24 protein-coding genes are annotated in these 22,358 nt (G+C 32.9%); 12 read left to right on the forward strand and 12 right to left on the reverse strand.

Translation table 11 applies throughout. The annotated features are described in order from the left end of the window. Nucleotides 1-119 precede the first annotated feature (119 nt). The 10 genes from dph5 to HPY60_02200 all read left to right on the forward strand — a co-directional run bounded on the left by dph5 (nt 120) and on the right by HPY60_02200 (nt 10,304). Nucleotides 120-887 carry a diphthine synthase gene (dph5, locus tag HPY60_02155; GenBank protein ID NPV49984.1) on the forward strand — a complete coding sequence of 256 codons (768 nt, stop codon included), beginning with the start codon at nt 120-122 and terminating at the stop codon, nt 885-887. Nucleotides 888-926: 39 nt separating this feature from the next. Next, nucleotides 927-3,731: a hypothetical protein gene (locus tag HPY60_02160; GenBank protein ID NPV49985.1), complete on the forward strand. Its 2,805-nt coding sequence runs from the start codon at nt 927-929 to the stop codon at nt 3,729-3,731. A 15-nt stretch (nt 3,732-3,746) separates the two neighbouring features. Beyond that, complete coding sequence (locus HPY60_02165) at nt 3,747-4,949, forward strand: tRNA pseudouridine(54/55) synthase Pus10 (GenBank protein ID NPV49986.1); 1,203 nt, start codon at nt 3,747-3,749, stop codon at nt 4,947-4,949. Nucleotides 4,950-4,951: 2 nt separating this feature from the next. Further along, nucleotides 4,952-5,248 (forward strand): 50S ribosomal protein L21e, encoded by a 297-nt coding sequence (locus HPY60_02170; GenBank protein NPV49987.1) that lies wholly within the window; start codon nt 4,952-4,954, stop codon nt 5,246-5,248. 15 nt (nt 5,249-5,263) lie between these two features. Further along, on the forward strand, nt 5,264-5,605 hold the full coding sequence (locus HPY60_02175) for a DNA-directed RNA polymerase subunit F (protein ID NPV49988.1): 342 nt from the start codon (nt 5,264-5,266) through the stop codon (nt 5,603-5,605). Nucleotides 5,606-5,614: 9 nt separating this feature from the next. Continuing rightward, on the forward strand, nt 5,615-6,193 hold the full coding sequence (locus tag HPY60_02180; GenBank protein NPV49989.1) for a DUF655 domain-containing protein: 579 nt from the start codon (nt 5,615-5,617) through the stop codon (nt 6,191-6,193). After that, nucleotides 6,190-6,981 (forward strand): ribosomal RNA small subunit methyltransferase A, encoded by a 792-nt coding sequence (gene rsmA / locus HPY60_02185; protein ID NPV49990.1) that lies wholly within the window; start codon nt 6,190-6,192, stop codon nt 6,979-6,981. Before HPY60_02180 ends, rsmA begins: the two co-directional genes overlap by 4 nt. Continuing rightward, entirely contained in the window at nt 6,978-7,931 is a 954-nt protein-coding gene (locus tag HPY60_02190) for a hypothetical protein (protein ID NPV49991.1), read from the forward strand. The genes rsmA and HPY60_02190 overlap by 4 nt, the downstream gene beginning before the upstream one ends. Before the next feature lie 217 nt (nt 7,932-8,148). Then, entirely contained in the window at nt 8,149-9,963 is a 1,815-nt protein-coding gene (locus tag HPY60_02195) for a HAMP domain-containing protein (GenBank protein NPV49992.1), read from the forward strand. Further along, a complete protein-coding gene (locus tag HPY60_02200; GenBank protein ID NPV49993.1) occupies nt 9,960-10,304 on the forward strand; it encodes a cupin domain-containing protein in 345 nt (114 codons plus the stop codon). The genes HPY60_02195 and HPY60_02200 overlap by 4 nt, the downstream gene beginning before the upstream one ends. Here the strand turns inward: HPY60_02200 and HPY60_02205 are convergent. From HPY60_02205 to HPY60_02255, 11 genes are all read right to left on the reverse strand, one after another. Beyond that, on the reverse strand, nt 10,293-10,976 hold the full coding sequence (locus tag HPY60_02205; protein ID NPV49994.1) for a tRNA-binding protein: 684 nt from the start codon (nt 10,974-10,976) through the stop codon (nt 10,293-10,295). The genes HPY60_02200 and HPY60_02205 overlap by 12 nt on opposite strands. A 9-nt stretch (nt 10,977-10,985) precedes the next feature. Then, complete coding sequence (gene queC, locus HPY60_02210) at nt 10,986-11,645, reverse strand: 7-cyano-7-deazaguanine synthase QueC (protein NPV49995.1); 660 nt, start codon at nt 11,643-11,645, stop codon at nt 10,986-10,988. Continuing rightward, on the reverse strand, nt 11,642-12,436 hold the full coding sequence (locus HPY60_02215) for a GTP cyclohydrolase IV (GenBank protein NPV49996.1): 795 nt from the start codon (nt 12,434-12,436) through the stop codon (nt 11,642-11,644). The genes queC and HPY60_02215 overlap by 4 nt, the downstream gene beginning before the upstream one ends. After that, nucleotides 12,433-13,077: a 7-carboxy-7-deazaguanine synthase QueE gene (locus tag HPY60_02220; GenBank protein NPV49997.1), complete on the reverse strand. Its 645-nt coding sequence runs from the start codon at nt 13,075-13,077 to the stop codon at nt 12,433-12,435. Before HPY60_02220 ends, HPY60_02215 begins: the two co-directional genes overlap by 4 nt. Continuing rightward, nucleotides 13,074-13,433, reverse strand: coding sequence for a 6-carboxytetrahydropterin synthase QueD (gene queD / locus HPY60_02225; GenBank protein NPV49998.1), 360 nt, complete (start codon nt 13,431-13,433; stop codon nt 13,074-13,076). Before queD ends, HPY60_02220 begins: the two co-directional genes overlap by 4 nt. Before the next feature lie 83 nt (nt 13,434-13,516). Beyond that, nucleotides 13,517-14,254, reverse strand: coding sequence for an orotidine-5'-phosphate decarboxylase (gene pyrF / locus HPY60_02230; protein ID NPV49999.1), 738 nt, complete (start codon nt 14,252-14,254; stop codon nt 13,517-13,519). Then, nucleotides 14,247-14,858: an orotate phosphoribosyltransferase gene (gene pyrE, locus HPY60_02235; protein NPV50000.1), complete on the reverse strand. Its 612-nt coding sequence runs from the start codon at nt 14,856-14,858 to the stop codon at nt 14,247-14,249. Before pyrE ends, pyrF begins: the two co-directional genes overlap by 8 nt. Next, a complete protein-coding gene (locus tag HPY60_02240; protein NPV50001.1) occupies nt 14,855-15,787 on the reverse strand; it encodes a dihydroorotate oxidase in 933 nt (310 codons plus the stop codon). Before HPY60_02240 ends, pyrE begins: the two co-directional genes overlap by 4 nt. Then, nucleotides 15,784-16,698 carry a hypothetical protein gene (locus tag HPY60_02245; GenBank protein ID NPV50002.1) on the reverse strand — a complete coding sequence of 305 codons (915 nt, stop codon included), beginning with the start codon at nt 16,696-16,698 and terminating at the stop codon, nt 15,784-15,786. Before HPY60_02245 ends, HPY60_02240 begins: the two co-directional genes overlap by 4 nt. Then, entirely contained in the window at nt 16,698-17,939 is a 1,242-nt protein-coding gene (locus HPY60_02250; GenBank protein NPV50003.1) for an amidohydrolase family protein, read from the reverse strand. Before HPY60_02250 ends, HPY60_02245 begins: the two co-directional genes overlap by 1 nt. 152 nt (nt 17,940-18,091) lie before the next feature. Next, nucleotides 18,092-18,700: a uracil-DNA glycosylase gene (locus tag HPY60_02255; GenBank protein ID NPV50004.1), complete on the reverse strand. Its 609-nt coding sequence runs from the start codon at nt 18,698-18,700 to the stop codon at nt 18,092-18,094. Between the two features lie 278 nt (nt 18,701-18,978). Here HPY60_02255 and HPY60_02260 point away from each other — a divergent pair, with 278 nt between their 5' ends. Further along, nucleotides 18,979-19,821, forward strand: a complete 843-nt coding sequence (locus tag HPY60_02260; protein ID NPV50005.1) for a hypothetical protein — start codon at nt 18,979-18,981, stop codon at nt 19,819-19,821. 331 nt (nt 19,822-20,152) lie between these two features. Continuing rightward, a complete protein-coding gene (locus HPY60_02265; protein NPV50006.1) occupies nt 20,153-20,428 on the forward strand; it encodes a hypothetical protein in 276 nt (91 codons plus the stop codon). Between the two features lie 341 nt (nt 20,429-20,769). On the opposite strand, the gene HPY60_02270 is transcribed toward HPY60_02265, so the two are convergent. Then, nucleotides 20,770-22,332 (reverse strand): hypothetical protein, encoded by a 1,563-nt coding sequence (locus tag HPY60_02270; protein ID NPV50007.1) that lies wholly within the window; start codon nt 22,330-22,332, stop codon nt 20,770-20,772. Between the last annotated feature and the right edge of the window lie 26 nt (nt 22,333-22,358).

The raw sequence follows: 22,358 nt of genomic DNA on the forward strand, positions 1-22,358 counted from the left end.
TTATTTTTTATTAAATTTTTCTTTAAATTTTAATTAGTATAGACTATTTATATTATTTTTAAAAATGAGTTACATCATAATCTAAAATCTTTTATATTTAAAGCGTTATTATATTATAGATGTTATACCTTGTAGGCCTTGGGCTCACAGAAAAAGACCTTTCTTTGAAAGCTTTTGAATTGTTAAATAAAGTCAATAATATTTATGTAGACACGTATACTAACTATTTTGATTTTGACCTTCTCTGGCTTGAAAAAGCTCTAGGTAAAAAGGTGAATTCCCTCTCCAGAGAGGATATAGAAAAAAATCCAGAGTTTTTAGATATTGCGAAAAATGATGATGTGGCACTTCTTGTATCTGGAGACCCGCTAGTTGCAACAACTCATACGGATATCTTATTAAGAGCTATTAAAAAAGGTGTAAAAACAAAAGTATTTCATGCTTCATCTATCTATTCAGCAATTGCTGAGACTGGCCTTCATATTTATAGATTTGGAAAAACTGCTAGTATTCCCTATCCTGAAGAAAATTTCTTCCCAAGAAGCTTTTATGATGTCACAGTTGAAAATAAACAAAGAAATCTCCATACAATGTTGTTACTTGATGTAAAAAAGGAAAAAAATCTCTTTATGAATCCTAAAGAGGCCATGGACATCTTAAAAAAAATTGATGATGAAAAAAATATTGGAGATATTATTGTAATTTCAAGGATTAGCCATGAAAGTCAGAGAATGATATACGGAGATATAGATGAGTTGATCAAATTTGATAAAGATTTCTATGGCCCACCGCCACATACACTCGTTATTCCTGCAGAGTTGCACTTTGCAGAGGAAGAATATCTCCTAAGTATTGCAGAAATACATAAAAACAGTAAAAGTAAATAAAAAATATTACGATAATAGAATAGCCCTGGTGTTATTATTATGCCATTTGAAAACAAAAAAATAGATGAATTGGCTGAAAAAATATCAGAAGTTGAAACATCTAACGAAGAGAGAATCTTAGAAGTATCAAAGTTACTTGATGGATATAAAGAGTTTCTCGACAGATTAAAATCACATAATATTGAAGCTATAAAGCAGTGGGAAATTGAAAACTTTGAAGAAAAGCTTCAACAGATTAGGGAAAATGTTGATACTGTTACTGGCAAAGAAAGTACCGAATTAGAAGAGCAAAAAATCTATGACGATATTGACGAATTAAAAGTAATTGTCTGGGATATCCAGAAAAAGATTGACTCAAATTTATTAGAGCTTAAATACAGAATTGATCAAACTGAAAAGGAGCAGGAGCTTACACTTCTTAATTTCTTAAGAAAGGTAAAAAATAAAGATGAGATTTTTACAGAAGATTACATTCTTAATAATTATACAGAAGTGCTCGAGATATTCTCTCTTCTTGATGTAGAGAATAAAAAACTTCCAAAGAATATATCCCCTGAAATAGAGGGAGAGATACAAAAATATTTATCAAATATTGAAGACAAAATTGAAAAAACTGAAAATGTCTTAAAAAAAGATTACGAGCTTTTCTTAAAGGAAATTGAAGAAAAAAGCAAGTATTTGAACGATCAATATATTTCAGAAAATTTTGATGAAACTAGGGATATTTATGCTTCTTTAATTGAAAAGAAGAGGCAACTTAAGGGTGGAAGGGCCACACTTATTGACAATAATCTTAAAATTTTAAATCAGAGAATAAAAGAGATTGAAGATCGAAAAAGAATGGATCTCTTAACCATCCTTGATGAAGTTGAAAAATTCCTCCCTATTTTTACAGAACAGTATATCTTAGACAATCCCCTTGATTCAAGAGCTGTCTATGAGAAATATAGTAAAATAAGGCCTACTTTGAATGGAAATATCGATTCTAAAATTGAAGATAGGGTAGGTAACTTAATTGATACACTAATTTCTAAAATAGAAAATGTTGAAAAGAGAGAGATTGAAAATCTAGCTTTTGTCTATGATAGAACTGGGAGGGCTCTTGAAAAATATACGGAAGATTACATTGCAGGAAATCTATCGGAGGCAGAGAGAACTTATGTTGCATTAAGTAGAGATATGCAAAGACTGTACCCCAGATTTTCTAGTGAACTAAGCAAAAACATAGAGAGGAATCTTAATGATCTCTTCTTAAGAGTAAAAAGTGTTGAAGCAATTAAGAAAAGGGAATTAGAAAACTTTTTAGAGAATTCATACAAAGCTTTAGAAGAATTTGACTATTCTAAAATTAATACTGATTTAGAGTCTGCAAGACAAATGTACCATAAACTTCTAGAAGAGAAAAAGAAATTGCCTGCAGATTTAGAAATAGTAATTGAAAGTAATCTATCAGAAATTCAGGAGAAGGTAATCAAAACTGAAGAGGCCAAGATTAAAATATTAGAGGATTTTCTGGAAAAGACAATTGACATACTAGAGAAGTATCCTAAAGAACATATTGATGCAAACATAAAGGAAGCAGTTGTTCTTTATAACAGCCTTAGAAGAGAGCAAAAAAATCTCCCTGTTGGAATTGATTATGAACTTGAAAAGGCAATTAATGTTAATCTTAACGCCTTTGATAACAGGATAAAAGAGATTGAAGATGGCAAGAAAGGATATGTTGATGAATTTATCGATTACCTAAACAAAAAAATTGGCGACTTCACTGAAGATAATATATTGAACAATATAGTTAAAGCAAAAGAAGATTTCCAAAAACTTTTGAAGGAAAAAGATGACATAATCGTATTTGCAAATTCAGAACAAGAAATAGAGATTGAAAGAAGAATAGAAAAAATAAGTGCTAAACTAAAGGATGTCCAGGAAGATGAGCTCCAAAAGATTGATATTCTTTTAAGAAGGGCACAAACTTTTGATATTAAATTTGATCAGGGTTACATTAACTCAAATTTATTTGAGGTACGTGACCTTTACAGGGACTTAATGAAGACAAGGAATGAGATTCTATCTATAATTGCTGAAGACAAAAGAGACGAAATCGATGAAATACTTGGAAGGCTAAAGAAAAGGGTAGAGCATGCGGAAATTGTTAAAGAAGAGGAGCTCCAATACTTTATTAGAAAAATCAAGGGATTATTGGAAAAATTCAGTTTCGCTCAAGTTCTAAGGAGCCCGGCGGAAGCTAAAGACGAGTATCAAACGCTTATTAGAGAAAAACAGGGACTTTTGATGGAATACGATGAACAGCTTAGGCTTGAAATTGAAGCTTTGATGTCCGAATTTAGCAATAGAATAAAAGATGCTGAAAAAGAGATAGTTCAGAGCAAAATTGATAAGATTGTCAATCAAATTGGAGGATTTATAACAAGATACTCTTATGTCGAGCCTTCAGACAAAGCTCTTGTTATGGATATGATAGGCGAATACAAAAATATAGTTGCTAGCTATAAGCAGTTTGAAAACGAATTAGACATGAAGTCCCAAGAACTTCTAAAGGAAAGGATACAGCAATGCCAGAATCTTATAAAACAGATCGACTACGAAATACAGTACGAACGAGACATCATGGAAATAAAGGAAGGCTGCACTGAATTTATAAAGATGTACAGGGACCGAGAAGTCCTCTTATCAAAGATCTGGGAAGCCCAAAACAAGTATAATGCGCTGCTTCAAAAATTTGAAAGTATTCCATTCCACAAAGATTCTGCTACAGAGCATGAGATAGTAAAGAAGTTACAGATCTGTTACGGACTAATCGACAAATCCTTTAAGGGGCTTTAAGAGTTAAAGATCTACATGATACTAAAAACTTCTAAGGAGATATTAGAGAAGTATGTTCTTTGTAATAATTGCCTTGGAAGGCAGTTCGGGAAAATTTCAATATCTACAAATCAGAGAAGAGGGGAAGTAATAAGAAATCTATTAAAATCAATATATCCTGAATTATCTTCCGAGCTTAAACAAGAAAGGCCCTGTTTTCTTTGTGGCAATATTTTTGAAAGAACTGAAGAGGTAGTAAGAAATATCTCTCCGGATTTTGAATTTTTCACTTTTCATGCAGGTACAAAAATACCGGAAGATATACTCAAAAACGAGGAAATGCTAAAAGAAAAATACTCACTCCAGTATCAAGAAAGTATCAAACAAGAGCTTAACAGAGAACTTGGGAAGAAAATTGGATCAATGATTGGAAAGGAATTCAAAAGAGAAAAGGAAGATGTAACCATACTTATTCACCCTTATGAATCAAAAATAGAGTATGTTATTAACCCATTATTTATTTACGGCCGATATAATAAGCTAGTCAGAGGTATCCCCCAGACTAAATGGTTATGCAGAAGATGTAAAGGAAAGGGATGTTCAAGGTGTGGCAATACGGGAAAAATGTACGAGGAAAGCGTTGAAGAGTTAATATCCTGGTTATTCTTAAAAGAAGCTAAAGGTGCTGATTCTTCTTTTCATGGTGCAGGTAGAGAAGATATTGATGTTCTAATGCTTGGTAATGGTAGGCCTTTTGTTTTAGAAATAAAGTCCCCAAAGATTAGAAATATTGATCTTCAAAAGCTTGAAAAGGAAGTAAATCAACAAAACGAGGAAAGAGTAAAAATTTCTGACCTTTGCTTTGTTGAAAAAGAGGTAGTTGAAAAAATTAAGAATACTCATCTAAGAAAAACCTATCTGGCAGAGATAGATGCATGCTTAACTGAGGAAGAAAAGAGAAAAATAGAGGAGTTTTTCGTAGATAGAGACATATATCAAGAGACCCCAAACAGAGTTGTACATAGAAGAGCTGATAAAACAAGAATTAGAAAGGTTTATAAAGTTCGTACCTCTAAGGAAAATTGCTCGTCACTAGAGATATACTGTGATGGTGGACTTTATATAAAGGAACTTATCTCTGGAGATGAGGAGAGAACAAATCCCAGTATTGCAGAATTATTGGGTAAGAGTATAAAGTGCGTATTGCTAAATGTAATTAGTATTGAAGAGAAGGTGTAATAATGGCTAGAAAATCTCATGGATTCAGGATCAAGACAAGAGGTAAACTAACAAAAGATGTGAGAACAAGGGGAAAAGTTCCAGTATCAAGAATCCTTCAGGAATTTGATGTAGGAGACTCCGTACACATTATTTTAGAACCATCTGTCCACAAAGGTATGCCCTTCCCAAGATTTCACGGAAGAACAGGCAAGGTAGTTGGAAAGAGGGGTTCAGCTTATCTACTTTCTATAATGGATGGAAATAAAGAAAAAACCATTATTTCAAGACCTGAACATATGAAAAAGCAGGTTTTTTAAGAAAGAGGTTCTTTCATGATAGGAAAGGAAATAATCTCTGAGGACATCGTTCCAATAACAAAGGTAAAAGAGATACTTTCCAGTAGAGCTGAAAAAATCGAATTGGGATATGAACAGGGAATCTCACTAGATTATACAAATAAATTCAGTAAAATGGAAATTGAGGATATAGAAAAAGCTAATGCAGAACTAATTGAAAAAGTTCCAAGATTAAAAAAGGAAAATATAATCAAAATAGTAGATATTGTTCCAGAAGACAAGAAAGACATTGAAGTACTATTCTCAAAAGAAAGACTAATATTGGATGATGCAGAAATAACTGCCATATTAGAAATTATGGCAAAATATAAAAAATAAGTGAAAGTTATGATGATGAGAACTGGAGTTTTTGAAGAGTATGGGATAGTTCTGGATTACCTACCGCAAGGTCTTCCAGGAGAGAATCTCCCACCTCATAAAAGAACGCCCATTGCACATATAATGGGTGAAACTTATTTCTCTTTATTAGAGGTAGTTCCATCAACTGATCTTTCGATGTATGAAAGAGTTTTCATTGGAAAGGGAAAAAGGGACAAAATAGCTCGAGTAAAAAAAAGACTACGCTATAGCGAGCTAAGTGCAACTGCAAAGGGCGAATTAAAATTCATTGTTGAAAAGATAGTATCAGAAAATGAACAAAAATTTGTTGAGTTTTTCAATACTTCTGGCCCCATATCAATCAGATACCACAAGCTTGAACTTTTACCTGGTCTAGGAAAGAAACTAATGAATGAGATCCTAGATGAAAGGAAAAAAGGACCCTTCACATCATTTAATGATATAAAAGATAGAGTTCCATCTATACCTGATCCAAAAAAGATGATTATAAATAGGATACTTAACGAGATGCAAGAAGTTGACAGATATTCTATTTTTGTAAGCAGACCGCCCAAAGAGATGGAATGATATCAAACAAACTTTTTTATCTTTTGAATAAATATAACATTAGGCCGTCCAAAAGATATTCTCAAAATTTTCTTATTTCTGATGAAGTTCTAAGATTCATGGCTTCTTATGGCAAGGGAAAAGTCCTTGAAATAGGGCCGGGACTTGGATTTCTTACTGAAAAACTATCTAAAGTATGTGACAAAGTTATTGCTGTTGAAAAGGACAAAAATCTTGTTAATATTCTAAAACAAGAATATGATTTTGACAATGTCGAAATAGTAAATGACGACTTTCTAAAGTTTGAAGAAAAAAATTTTGATACTGTTGTATCAAGCATTCCATACGCAATATCTTCTGAGATAACATTCAAACTATTCCAAATGAACTTTGAAGCTGCAACCTTGTTGTATCAAAAAGAATTTGCAATGAGATTTATTTCAAAGCCAGGAGCAGATGATTATTCTAGGCTATCAGTCATGTCTAAGATCTATTCAGAGATAGAGCTCTTAAGAGATGTCCCGCCTTCTGCTTTTTATCCTGAGCCCAAAATATGGTCATCGATAGCCCACATAAAACTGGATAAAAAATTTGAAGTCAATCAAGTGTTTGAAGATACAGTTAGAGGACTCTTCACACACAGGAATAAAATTGTCCACAAAGCAATATACCATTCACGGGATATATTTGGAAAAAGTAAAGAATTCAAGCAGTCACTCGACAAAATCCCTTATAAGGATAGAAGAGTATATACACTAGATATCTTTGAGATAAAAGAGATAAGTGATTGGCTTGAAGGGATACTATGATTTTTTTTGATGATTTTCATAAAGAAATTAATCTCGTACTTACTGATGTTTATTCTTTTATAGGCAGTCTTGAGAAACCAATTTCAGATCTAGGGATTTCTTTCCTTGATAAATTTAAAGTTTCTATGAAGGGATTCAATACCTTTCTTCTCTTCCCCTACTGGCTATCAGAAGGCTTTGATATTCCCGATAAAGAAGACATTTCTAGAAAACTTTCTAACCTTGATGTTTATGGTATAATGCATTTGCGGATTATTGATGACATAATTGATAATCCTGAAAAAATAGATAGAAACTTACTTCTTTTATCTAATATCTCTGAATTCAAAATGTATGAAATATGCTTTAAGTTGATAGGTAGAAATGAAAATTTTTTCAAAGACTTAGAGGATACCCTTACACATTTTTCAAACGCCGTTCTTTTTGAGAAGGAACACTATACCTATAAAGGCCATTTAACAGAAGAAATGAAAAACTTCAATTATGAACTTATGGCAAGGAAAGCCTTTCATTTGAGGATCCCTATCTTGTCTTATTTATATCTTGAAGAATCAAATGAAAGGAAAAGAAATGATTTTTTTTCAATGATGGAATATTGGGGAACTTCAATGCAACTTTTTAATGATGTTCTTGGGTGGAAAGACGATTTCACATCTTCCCAAATGACATACCCCTTGGTAAAGGCCATAGGATATCTTGAAGATGAAAATTTAGTGGATAATGGAAAAGCGGATTTTATGGACATCGCTGCTGCATTTATTGAAACTGATATTTTAGAAAATACACTAGATTTATCTCTAAACTATCAAAAAAGGGCAATTGAGTCTATAAAATCTTATAATCTATTCTACTTAAATAAGTTTTTTGAGGATTCGTCAGATAAAATATCATCAAGTATTGACAAATTTAAAAATAAGAGAGAAAGTGTATTGAAAGACATAATAAATTGAGAAATTCGCAATTATATTTAGTTAAATTTATAAATTAATCTATAAAAAAGGTAATTTGTAGGTGATTTTATGGATAAAACTACACATGAAATAATTAAAATGCATTTAAAAGAAAATGAAGGAACTGGAACAGTCTATGTATCAGCTCCAGTTTTATGGATGGATGCACCAGTGAAATATTACTTTTGGATGACCGAATAAAGTAGAATAGATCCCTATGAATTACATAATTATTTTCTCTTTTTTATTTAATATTTTATTAGGTATATATGCACTTAAATCAAATTATAAAAATAAAATTAATATTTTATTCTCATTATTAGCTTTTTTTAATTCAGGCATAATTATTACAAATTATTTAGTGCAGATCAGAGGATTCCCCCTTCTATGGGGGAAACTAAATATTTTCTTTGTATTATGGATTCCGCCTTTATTTATATGGTGGTGTTCTCAAATCTCAAAAAAGAAATTAGTTCTTCGAGATATCTATTGGATATTCCCTAGCGTAATATTCTCTCTTTCTTTGTTAACGGATTTATTGTTAAAAGATTTTTCTCTAATGGAGTTAGGCTATGTTGAAGTTTTCGGACCTCTTTTTGGTATTTTTTATGGATATTATGTATTAAGTTTATTATATGGTCTAATTTTACTTTTATTATCCTATAAGAATACTTCCTCCACAATTGAAAAGAAAAAAAATATAATAGCTTTTGTTGGAGCTCTAATACCTATTGCAACAAGTATAGTTACAAATACATATTTTAGAATTTTTGGGGTCAAACCAGAATTTATGAGTAACGTCATTGTTCTTCCAATAACTAATTCTTTAATGATGCTTTTATTTGCTTATGCAGTTTTGAAATACGGCTTCCTAAAACCAGAAATAAGTATCAAAGAAAAATTAGACTCCCTACGTATTAAAATATTATACATTACAAATATAATCATTATTGGACTTGGTATTATCGTCACAATAATATTTATCAGTTCTAATTATCCTGTAGATACAACTATAATTGAAACTTTTTTTGTTACAGTTATTGTAATGATTTTAATAGATTTAGGAATTAATTATACCTTATCTAAGTATATTCATGAAAAAATTGTGGCACCTATAGAAAAAATATCTCGTCAGGCAGGGGAAGTAGGTAAAGGAAACTTTAATTTAAAAGTTGGATTTGAAGGAGAAGATGAAATAGCCATTCTTTCAAGGCAAATGGATGAAATGACTGATAAATTGAAGTATACTTCTCAAATAAGAGAGAACTTCAATAAAGCCCTACAAGTAGAGGTCAATAATAAAACTCAGAAACTTCAAGATGCCTATGATGCCTTAAGGGAATCAGACAAGGCGAAAAAAGATTTTATTGATGCAATATCTCACGAGATTTATAATCCTCTTGCAATTATTAGTGTAAGTAACGAATTCATCAATTTGGACAAAATTGATCGAGAAAATAGAAAATATATATCTTCTATCCAAAGAAATGTATTAAGATTGATTTCTTTAGTTAGGGAAATTGAAGAGTTTAATCTTATTGGTAAAGATTCACAAAAACTAAATATCCAAAAATTTGATCTTAAAGAACTTATAGAGTCTATATCTCAAGATTTTACTTTGATTGCAAATAAAAGAAAAATAGATGTGCAGGTAATCCCAAATGGACATGATTTCTATGTAGAAGGAGATAAAGAAAATCTTACTAAAGTCTTTAGCAATCTTATTGAAAATGCCGTTAATTTCTCCAATGAAGGTGACAGAATTACAATAAAAATAGAAGAACAAGATGGTACATTAAAAGTTGAAATTAAAGATAGAGGAATTGGAATTAAACATGAAGATCTAGAGAATATTTTTAAAAAGTTTTACAGAGCTAAAGTAGATGATGAGTTAAAACAAGGTATTGGTCTTGGCCTCCCAATATCCTTAGACATAGTAAATAAACATAACGGATCAATAAAAGTTGAATCTGAATACGGCAAAGGTAGTAAGTTTACAGTTATACTCCCAAGAAAGCATGTGATTTTATGATTTATCATAAAAATATTACAGAAATAAAAGAAAATAGAATTGAAACCGATAATGCAAAAGGTGTTTCAATAACAACTTTAGTAGGTGAGGATCAAGGGGCTAAGAATTTCTTTATGAGAATCATGAAGATTGAAAAAGAAGGATTTTCACCATACCACAGACATGAATGGGAACATGAAAACTTTATATTGAAAGGTGAAGGATTTTTAAAGACTGAGAAAGGCAAAAGCCCTGCAAAAAAAGGAGATGTTATCTACATCCCACCCAATGAACTACACAGCTATATAAATACTGGAAATGAAGATTTAGAAGTAATGTGCATTATCCCTTCAATGTTTTAAGAAGTCTTGTACCATATTCATTGTTTCTTTATATCCATCAATGGGTATATCTGCCCTACTCCCAACTTCACCTTCTATTTTTAAAACTCCATGTATCCCACAAAACATTCCTTCAGATACTTGTCCGTAGAATTCTCTTGGAGGCAAGATAGAAACTGCGACAACATCCCCATCTTTTATGGACATGTCATTTGTCAGAACTGTAATAGCCCTCTTTATATCAACATTGCATATTAAAAGGGAATCAGAAGCTTTTGAAACTGATAGAATTTTTCCAACAAGTGTATCAACGCCATAATGATTATCATGCTTTATTCTTCTATCCAAAAAATACAAAGTATTCATAGAAAAAATAATTTTAGCAATCCCCATTTTCGTAGAAATTTTATTTTCTTTTTTTGCATTGGAAAGAAAATTTGAACTCCAGCCTTCTCCGAGCGATTCCTGCAATTTTGATATTTTTTCTTTTATTGGAGAAACTATTTCACTGATATTTTCTTTTTCAGCATATGAAAATTTTATTGCCATGATATCTGATTTCATTGAATCAGTAATTTGTAGTGCATCTTTCTTTTTCCAAACACCTTCAAATCTTGTACTCTCCAAGGTCTTCTTAAGAAGTTCTAAGGCTTTTTCCGCCACAAGTACATTTATATTATTTTGAGTATCCATATCAAATCCTCACGTATATTTAATTGGATCTTTTTCTCCTGCTTCTTGAAATCCTTTAAGTCTTAATCTACAAGAATCACAAACTCCACAGGCCTCATCATTTTCTGTGTAGCAACTCCAAGTTCTTTCAAATGGAACATTAAGTTCTACCCCCTTTTTTACTATATCTGATTTTGACATATATGCAAGAGGTGTTTTAAGTTTGATCTTTGTTTTGTCTTTTGTTCCTGTATCTATCAATCCCTGGAAAGCTTTAAAGAATTGAGGCCGACAATCCGGATAACCCGAAAAATCTATTGAATTTGCACCATAGTAAATAGCTTCTGCGCCCACTACTTCAGCCCACGCAGTAGCTAAAGATAAAAGAATGGAATTTCTGAAAGGAACGTAACTTGGAGGTATGCCTTCAGTTTCATTTTTTGGTAGTTCGATAGAATTATCGGTAAGGCCACTTCCCCCTATTTCTTTTAAGAAATCAAGATTAATAACTTTAAAATCCACAGAATTATAAAAAAAAGACAACTCATTTGCACAGTTATACTCTCTTATCTTTGTTCTCTGCCCATAATTAACATGCAATACATAGATATCGTATCCTTCATTTTTTGCAATTGCGGCACAAACTGCAGAATCCATGCCACCACTAAGTAATACAACTGCAGATTTCATGTTTCAATTGCCCCCTCGGCAAAAACATCATGCCTATGTATTGACTCCTGGCTTAAACATTCTGCATGAATCTTTGATTTTTTAAATTTAGAAGACGCTAATGACAACATGTTTCTGCAAACATCTTCGACAAAAAGAGGATTATTGTGCATTCTATCAACGACAAAAGATTCATCCTCAGTTTTTAATAAAGTAAATACTCTAGAAGAAAATGAATTATCTACAACCCTTATCATCTCTTCAAGGTCAATATCATTATCAAAGTCAGTTTCAATCCTCAAATTCCCAATTGCCCTTTGTATGTGGGTTCCCTTTTTGTTAACAGCCAATGCATGCGGGCATGCAGTATTTCCAATAACACTTACTTCCAATATTTTTATCCATGACCCGTTGTTATTTCTAAGTCTTACTTTGATGTCATGTATCTCAATTGTATCTTTTTTACTGACCGGTGTTATTTCATAAAGGGGGATTTCTGATTCAAATTCAATCTCTGCACTAACATAACTGTGTTTTACTTTCAATTTTTCAAGGATGTGTTTACCTATTTGTTCCAAGGAGTTGTGTTTGCCCCTGACTTCATCTTCCAGTATCTCAGTAATACTCTCGATGAATCTACTCATGTGTACTCCTTTTTTGTTTTCAGTTAAATCCATGAAAATATTGATCTTTGGTATATGCCTATACTCTTTGGTATTCCTTTCTATTTTGATGAGAGTTTTAAGATTTTTAATTCCAACTCTTTCAAGTTTCAATTGATGTTTTGGTGATTCATCCTGAGTGTTAATCATTTAATTTCTCCCACTTTGTGTATCTGGAGCAATATCCTAACATTATTATTAATTGGATCATTTGTATACAATTCATATAGATCCTTGTAGGTAAGCTTATCCCAACAGGGCTGGATTATAAGAGGTACATTAAAAGAGTTTTCATTGATAAATTTCTTTAAGAATAGGTAATCGTCTTTATCTGAAATAACGGCCTTCATCTGCCCATTTCTTTTTATTATTGCATCAACAATTTTATTGAAAATATCTAAATCATTAGTTTCATTCTTACTGCTTGGCGTCTTAATATCAATGCTGATGAAATCAATTTTTAATAGAACATCATGGTATATCGAACCATTTGTTTCAATTGAGATATGGTAACCTTTTGAATGAAGAATCTCAACGAGCTCTTCTATATCCTGAAGTAAAGGTTCTCCCCCTGTAATAAGAACTGACTTAATATCCTTATTAATTCTTTCAATTTCTTCTAGTATCTCGTCTATGTTTTTTTCAACAGCATTATAGTTGGCATATTTCGTATCACACCAACTGCAATCAAGGTTACACCCAGAGAGTCTTAAAAAAACAGTTGGCTTTCCTATTTCTAGCCCTTCTCCGTTAATTGAGAAAAATATTTCTGATACTAGTAGATTTTTCATGCGAAGACCTCTACGTAAGAGCCTTCACCTTCATATAATCTTATAGAAAACAAATTAACTTTAGTTTTTTTAAATTCATTTTCAAGTTTTGAAAAAATATCCTTTGCCATGTTTTCTACTGTTGGTTGTGAGTATAAATCATTCAAAAAACAATGATCCATCTTAGTTACTATTTTATCTGTGACTATTTTCTTTAAATCAAAAAGGTCCATGACCATTCCAGTTTCATCCGGAGTGCCTTCTACAGTAACGATCAACTTGTATGTATGCCCATGTAGATTTGCACAAGCCCCATCATAATCAACTAATTTGTGTGCTGCATCAAATTTGAAGGTTTTACTTAATCTAAATTTCATATAATCACTTTATAGAAGGCATTATACTATAAGAAACTAAGATTAATTTATAATTATTTCTCCTATAATGGATAAATAGCTTACTATTTTCCTTCCAATCCTTTCTCAACTTCTTTGTATACTTTTTTTAAGATTTCAATTCTATCATTAGAACTTATTATGCTCCTACCGATAACGATAACAGATGATCCATTAATAATTGCTTCTTCTGGAGTAGACACCCTCTTTTGGTCAGAAACTTTGTCATCTCTCAATCTGACTCCCGGGGTTACATAGAGAATTTCTTTACAAATATGTGGCCTAATAGTTTTAATATCGTTAGGAGAGCAAACTAATCCATCACATCCATTTTCTGAAGCCATTCTTGCATAGCTTACGAGAGCAGTGTCAAGAGATTTATCAATAAGTAGATCTCTAAGGGAGTTTTCATCTTGGCTTGTGAGTACTGTTACTCCCAGAATGATTGGTTTGATTTTACCATACGTAGTAACGCCATTTTTTACTCCTATTACTGCCGCCTGAATCATCTCTTTTCCGCCCATTGAATGAATTGTAAACATTTTGATGTTATGCTTGACTAAAGCCCTTGAAGCACTTTCAACAGTATTTGGGATATCGTGAAATTTAAGGTCCAAGAAAACATCCCTACCATAGCTTTGTGGGATTTTGATTGAAGAAGTTCCCTCGGATACGAATAATTGCTTTCCAATTTTATATAAGCCAACATATTCATGGCTCTCTTCAACGACTTCTTTAGCTAGATCAAGTGAATCAACGTCAAGTGCCAAACATATTCTCTTTCGGACATCTTCTTTATTCATTTCGTCTCCACCTCCATGGATTCTTTTTCCACAGTTCAATTTCATTTTTACTAGAGCCCATCTTATCGGATGTATGTTCAAGCAGGCCTTCAAGAGTCAAAAGACTTTGAAATGGAACATTTAACTTCTGAAACATTTCTAACGATTCAGAAAATTGGTATGAGAATATTGAAAAGGCATTCAAAGATTTAGCAGAAGACTCTTTTAGTAAATTGATCGCCCTGCCAATAGAGCCGCCCGTTGATACAACATCTTCTATGACTAAAATATTTTTACTAACGTCAATATCCCCTTCGATGCTCTGTTTTTTCCCATAATCTTTGTGTGACGATCTGACATAACCAAAAGGAACATCAAGCCTGTCTGAAAGCCATGCCCCCCAAGAGATCCCTCCTGTAGCAACTCCAATTACACACTCAATTTTCATTTTACTAATTTTTTCTAAGAATCCATTCAAGATCATTTTTCTTTCTTTTGGATAAGAAATCAATCTCCTCGTATCACAGTATATTGGGCTTTTTATCCCTGATGCAAAAGTAAATGGATTAGTTGCATCTACCTGGATACTTCTAGTTTCAAAAAGTATATCGTAGAGCTCTTTCACATCATCACCTTTAGTTTTCCTCTAAAGTCATCTAAAGAAGTGTAGCCTTTCTTTTCCATTATTTGAGAAAGTTCTTTTGATACTCGTTCAAATACAGGGGGGCCTTCTTGAGAGAATGAAGTTCCTAGTTGGAGTAAAGTAGCCCCTGCTAGAATAAATTCAAACGCATCAATTCCTGTATATATTCCGCCTACTCCTACAATTTTGATTTTTTCATTCAATAGTTCATGAAACTTTCTGACATTTGCTAGAGCTGTCGGTTTGATATATTTCCCTCCAAGCCCACCAAAACCACCCTTTGGCTTTATCACCACTTTTTCAGTTTCCCAGTCTATAAAGAGGGCGTTCCCAATTGAATTTATACTAACGATAAAGGAGATTTTGGAACGATTAAGAATAGATGCCATTTCCTCAAAATGAACAAAATCAAAATATGGAGGCAATTTAACACCCCATGGCTTATCAGAAACATCTCCTACGATATTCATTATCTCCTCTGACATTTCAAAGTCATACCCTATCTGAGGTCTTCCGACAACATTTGGGCAGGATAAGTTAATCTCCAAGATATCAACATTTGAAGAGTTAAATTTCTCAACTATTGTTTTGTACTCCTCGCTGTTTGCCCCTGCTATACTTGCAATTAATGGCTTGCCATAGGGCTTTAACTTTGGAGTTATTTCATTATAGTACTTGTATCCAAGGTTTGGCAGCCCCATTGAGTTTATTGAGCCCCAATCGACATCCACATATCTTGGCTCAGGATTTCCCTCTCGCAGTTCAACGGTACATGACTTCATTACAATCCCGCCAGAAGCGGAAGTTGCTATATTTGTCAACTCTTCTAAAGTAGTGTCTAAGGGACCTGATGCATTCATTATGCAGCTATCGAACTGAATCCCTGAAAGATTTGCTGAGATGTCAATCATTTAATTTCCATCCCTAGTATTTTTCTTGGATTTGTTATGGCCATCGTTGCTAATGCCTGTTCAGAGATACCTTCTTTATGCAGCAAGTTCATGTAAGTCTCAAGGCACTCGCTTGGAGAGGGATTTCTTATTTGGCCTGCATCGGTAGAGATAATGCAGTGTTCGTAACCTACTTCTTCAATATCATTTTTTATTGTCTTAAGAGGATAGTCCTCTGGGTGGTCTCTGTCTAGCCACATGACGTAACAGTGCTCAATGTATGCTCCTTTTGAGGCAAGCTCCTTCTGGATTTCAATGGGCATTTTGATGTCTCTCTGCATTGGGTGCGTAATTATTGTAGGGATGTCCATCTTCAAGGCCTCTTTTGCAAGGACATAGCTCTCCTGCCATGAAAGGTGCCCAGTTGCCAGGATACAGTTGTTCTCTTTTATCGCTTTGAGGACTCTATTGCATTTTTCATATAACTTAGAATTCCAGTCGGTAACTTTTATTGCTTTGAGTTCTGATTTTAGTCTGGGTTTGAATTTTGGATCCCTTACCCACTCTGGAGGTATCTCATACTCGCTGTGATTTTTCAGCAAATGATTTTCCGCATGTATTGTAGGAAACCACACGATAATTGGGGCACCCTTTGACATTGTTGCAGAAGCATATATTGCACTTGGATTAAATCCTCCCATGAAGTAGTTCAAGGTTATTGATCCTATTAGAAAGGGGAACTCTGGCTTTTTTTCAATTGTATTTATTACAGATATTGTTGGAAATCCGTGAGATTTTAATGCTATGCCTGTTATCTTCCCTTGTTCATTTTTTAGAAGACTTTCTACTGTATCCCTTCTTGGGAGAATATCTGGGCCTATGTGGTAGTGCATATCTATTGAATCTCTAACTATTGAAGAAATCCCAGACATCAGTTATTCCTCCTTTGAAATTTATTTTCATCAAGAGAAAGAATATTTCCATTTTTTATTACGCACGGGATTGTTTCATCGCTATTTAGAATATCAAGTTTTGACATGCCATCTGTGATTATTATGTCTGCCTGTCTTCCTTCGTCTATTCCATAGTTTAATCCCAGAAGTTTTGCCCCATTTGTTGTTGCCATTGCAATGGCCCCGTCTATGTACCCTCTTGTAGTCATCCTTGTTGCCGATACTAGCATGTGAAGCTCTCTTATCATGCTACAGTTTCCAAATGGATAAAAGATGTCTCTGACATTATCAGTCCCTATTGCAACATTTATTCCATTGTCGTAAAGTTCTGTGACTCTTGTGATGCTGTTTGATGGCCTTATCCAGAGATCGTTAACTTCTGCAAATCTTGTAATCATGTTTGCGCTTGGTGTTACTATGACATTTACCTTTAGAGCTTTCATCTGATCAATTATCTCTTTTGCTTTTTCTGTTGGTAGTCTTGAAAGTGCTATTGCGTGTGTTACTGTTACCCTTCCTTGAAAATTTTCTTCCTTTGTCTTTTTCAGGACCTCTGGCAGAATTGCCATCCTCGGGTCATTTGTTTCATCTACCTGGATATCAAGGTTCTTATTATGCTGTTTTGCTAGTTCAAAAAGTATTTCAAGGTGTTTTCTTTCATTTCCCTTTGACTCTACAAGCGGGAGCCCTCCCACCACATCAGCACCTAGTTCCATTGCTTTTTCCATAAGGTCTCTTTTTGCTTCATCGACTACACCTTCTTGTGGGAAAGCCGCTAACTCAATGTATGCCCTATCTTTGTACTTTTCTTTTAGTTTTAGAAGAGATTTAATCGGTAGAACTCCCTCCGTTGGATCCACATCAACTTGCGTTCTTATTGCCGTTATCCCTTTTGAGAGCATCTTTTCTATGGTGTCAGTTGCTCTTCTTTCAATATCATTACTAGAGTAGGAACTCTTCAGTTTCTTTAAGAGAATTCTATTTTCTTCAAGTGTTTTACCAAGATGATCTTCTGTCATCTTATCTAATAGATTTGATTTATCAAGATGGCAGTGAGAATTCACAAATCCACTTAGTACATAGTGTTTGTTTGCATCTATGATTGTGTTTCCACCTTTCAACTTACCTATCTTTTCTATTATGCCATTATTAATACCAATGTCAGAAATTGTGGTATCGTTTATTCTTGCATTTTTTATAACAAGACTAAATTCGCTCAAGTTAATTCCTCCTTTTTCAAAGGAGGGGATAAGAAGAACTGTTTTGAAATTTTTTTAGCGTTTTCAGTCGTTCCTATAACAACCTTTCCAAACCAATCCAAGAATGATATATAAGGCTTTGGGTTTTGATTCCCAAACTTAGCTGATATTTTCTAATCAATAATCTCAAATGCATTCTTTATGTCTTCAGCAATCATTTTTCTTTTTGATTTTTCTATCAAGAAGTTTTTCCCCGTTATAATGTAAGAAGGAAATACCCTTATGTTGCCATAGAAAAAAATTTGATTTCTCAGTTTGTAAGTTGAGCCATTTGGTATGGTGAGTTTATTTGTATTCCTTTTTGATATGTAATTAAAGGATTTGATTGCGACGTCACCAAGTAAAAGATAAGCTTTCACATTTGGGAAAAGTTTCAATTCTTCTTCTAGAATAAATGAGCATTCTTTTACCGTATCTGTTGAAATTGAAGTTCCAGTCTTTGCACATTTAACTGCTGTTGTAATGTATACGCCCAAGTTTAGTATATCTTGTATAGAGTTGATGTTGTATCCAGCGTCTCTAAAAGCTTCCTTTGTTGTTTCCATATAGAATGGAGTGCCTAGAGAATAGAAATAATCTTTTGAATCCATTGGTGGAACTTCAGAAATCAATACGATTTTTATTTTTTCTGGATCAATGTCTAAATTGGGAATTTGGAATGCATTCTTTTCAATATCTTTACATGGAAAAGTTAGACATGATATTTTATCGGATGGTTTCATAATTTTTAATTATTTAAAATCCTATTTAAATATTAAGGCAAAATTCCTTACATTCTCATTAAGATTTTTTTCATCAATATCTGGATACTCCCTTTTGAACTTCTCAATTATTCTTGTATAGTCTTTTGCTTGAGCTTCAGCTATGCATTTATCAATAATCAGATAGTTCTTGAAATCTTGAGATGATTTAAGCGTATCAAACGCCCCCCTTGAAAAAATAAGATTAAAACAGATAATTATTTATTTGTTTTTGTATATTTTGAAACGAGTGATAAAAGATGAATTCAGAGAATAGTTCATTTGAAAGATCTTATAAGAAGTTAGAACATTATGCGAATAATGTTATAATTTCCGATTATACAAGTTTCAATCCCAATTTAAAGATATTTATCAATTTGTTAGAAAATGATGATTTCTTTTACCCAATTACAGAAAAATTAATACTCCCGAACATTGTCGATAATTGGTGGGTTTATGCATTAAGCTCAAGAAGCTCCATGATTGGAAGTGGTAAGTTAATATTACCAGACGATGAAGATGAAAGATTGGCTTTATTTTATCAACTATGCGTGAGAATAATTTCTGGCGAAATCAATCTAACTAACATGAGTATGACATTTTTTGCTGAAACGAATTATAATCAAATGGTAAGTAAATTCAATACTACTTTCTTTGTACCTTTTCTGCAATTACTTGAATACAAAATAGAGGATATTAAAGAAAAAATGATATCTGACAATGCTCCGCTTGAACCCTCTCCCGAGTATATAAGAATAGTAAACTATACAATTAAAGTTGGAGAGAACAAAGGCATTATATCAACAGGAGATAACACAAATAATACAATAAATAATTACAATGAATTATATCAAAGATTATCTGAATTAAAAAAATTAGAAGATGTTAAAGACAATCCTGAAGCAGAAGAATTAGTCGAGGATATTGTAAAATTAACTAAAGAAAATAAAAATAAAGATAAAATATCTATTGTTCAAAAAATTGGAGAATTAATAAAAATAAGCCCTTCAACCGAAGCAAAATTAAAGGAAATTGTCTCAAACTTTGCAATAGGAATCGGCTCAAATGTAACAGTTGAAGCAATTAAGTATTTATTAGGGTAGCAAATTAAAGAAAATTAATACATCTTAAACAACAACCTAATGCTAGGTTTCAGAAAAGAGTTGGGTTAGGGGTTATTTTTACATAACCCCCGAGGACATCGTCCCATTTGCATATTAATTCTAAATTAACTACTATATAAACTTTTAGTTTTTTAAGGTTCGCAATGATATAAAAAGAAGTTAAGGGTTTTGAACGGCAGGCAATGATTAGGTTTTAAAAGAATTGCTTGCCATAGGTTGTAATTTATTAAAAAAAATAGTTTAACAATAGAGATTAATTAAAAAATATCTCTGAATATACCCATAAATTTATAATAATGAAAAAATAAATATGTACAGGCCAAAAGCCCCCCGAGGGCATCAGCCCATTTGCATAGCAGTCCTCGGGGTAAGAAAAGGAGCGAGGAATATGAATAGATTAATTACCTCGGGCATACTGCTAGTTCTAGCAGTCAAATGTATTCCGGCATCGATGGATGCTCTTGGTACCATTTTAGTGGCAATTGTATCTGGAAATTTAGATTCAGTGACTTTTGCCATTATACCAGAAGCTTTTCCCGCAATATTGTGGGCGCTAGTGACGCTTGGGATACTATTTAGAAGATAGTTATTTATTTTTTCTTTTTTTATTTAGAATCAAAGTCTTGTGCTATTGATAGCGCATACTTCTTGTAGTTTGTTTTCTGGACCTCATCGACTGCGTGGACGTATATCTGGGTTGACTGGTAGAGGAATATGTGGGCCCATCAAGTTGAACAGAAAGACAGAATAATTTTATTTACAAAAAAACTCTATAGACAAATAAATTCATAGAAAAGATTCTAAGATTCATTGAAGAATCAATATTTTAATTTATGGATTACTCATTAAAAAACTGAGTTATATTTCAACTATAGATCATCTACTGATTAGTCAGCCATCCAGCATCTTTTAACGTATGTGTCCGTATTAATTTTTCTTAACTATCTTCTCAATATATTCCAAAGTCACTTTTCGCACTTCATCTTTTAATATTGGAACAAATCTAATCGTGCCTGCACCAGGATGCCCGCCACCTTGAACTTCCTCTAAGTAAACATCTTTCAACTGTTTTATTATGTCATTAAGGTCAAATCCAAGCGCTTTTGCCTTGTTTGTAGCACGAATCACAAGATAGTCCTCAGCCATACCCAAACTAATGATAGCCCTATCATCTTCATTAATTTCGTTGTCCCAGATGTATTTATTGTGGATAAATCCTAAAGTTCTACCAGGTGATGGAAATTCGCCTCTAAAAATTAATTTATCAAGCTCTATTGAGATAAGATCAAAATCTTCAGCTAAGTTCTTTATATCAAGATATTTCTTAATCAAATTCCACTGGGATATCCTCTTTTTGTCTATTTCTTCAGAAACGTAATCAATTATTAAATTGCCCCTATCTCTATCCCCTATCATCATAATATCTTCGATATAATTTTTTATACCAAATCGACCTACGTAATAGGATTCATGATCAAGTGCTAATTTGATCCTCTCAAGTTCCTCTCTTTTGAAAGGAGAAATTTCAAGGTATTGATTCATTTCAATTCCCTTTGATTTGTCGCCAACACCAGCAAGAGCCGGTATATGTATCCCATAGCCATCTATCTCAGAATCAATCATCCTTGAAAGCTCATAGGCCAACATCCCTGTGCATAAATTTGAATCCCCGGAGTAAATGTGGGGATTTATGTGAAATGAAACATATTTATCAATTATGTATTCGCCATTATCATTTTTAGTTGGAGGATGGTGGTCTACTACTCCAATCTCGAAATCATATACTTTGGCCCTAAGAATACCTTGTAAATCACTATCAGTGCTACCATTATCTGCAATAATCAATAGTGGCTTTTTCTTAGAGAAAGAAAAGTAGAGGTCAATATCTTTTAATGAATCTTCAAGATCATAATATGGCGCTGTACATGGCTTTCTGAATATCTTGCAATCCTTCTTTTTCTCCTTGTCCGCATAGGAGCTGATTGCTTTTTCTAGCGAAACACCGGCCGTTATCCCATCACAATCATTATGGTGCCTTATGATAATCATCCTTTCCTGTAATACGGCTTTTTTAATCGAATTCAAAGCCAGTAAAAATTGGCCTTCCATTTTTCTATATACGTCAGAGCTAACAAGAAAATCTGGGGCGTCTCTTTTAATCTTGTCTAAAAACATATTCTCAATGTTCTTCATTACTACCTTCAATTCAGTTTCATTTAACCTTTCAAATTTACTTATTTGCAACTCAACATTTTCTCTCCTAATTGAAAGTACCCCATAGAACCTGACAAAATCCCCAATCTTTAAGGAATAGAAATCTTCAACTGGATTAAAAATAACTGCCCTAATCTCGCTGCCATCGTATATTCTAAAAACAAGAGGCCCGCTTGTCTGATAGATGTCCGTGATCTTCCCCTCAACAGAAACTGATTGCCCCTCCATGTCAAATAATATATCGCTAATCTTCACTTGTACGTTATTAAAATTCATAATTGAAAAAGCTGATTAAAGTTTAT

Origin of the sequence: Methanofastidiosum sp. (assembly GCA_013178285.1) — an archaeon.
In the GTDB taxonomy this organism is placed as follows: Archaea; Methanobacteriota_B; Thermococci; order Methanofastidiosales; family Methanofastidiosaceae; genus Methanofastidiosum.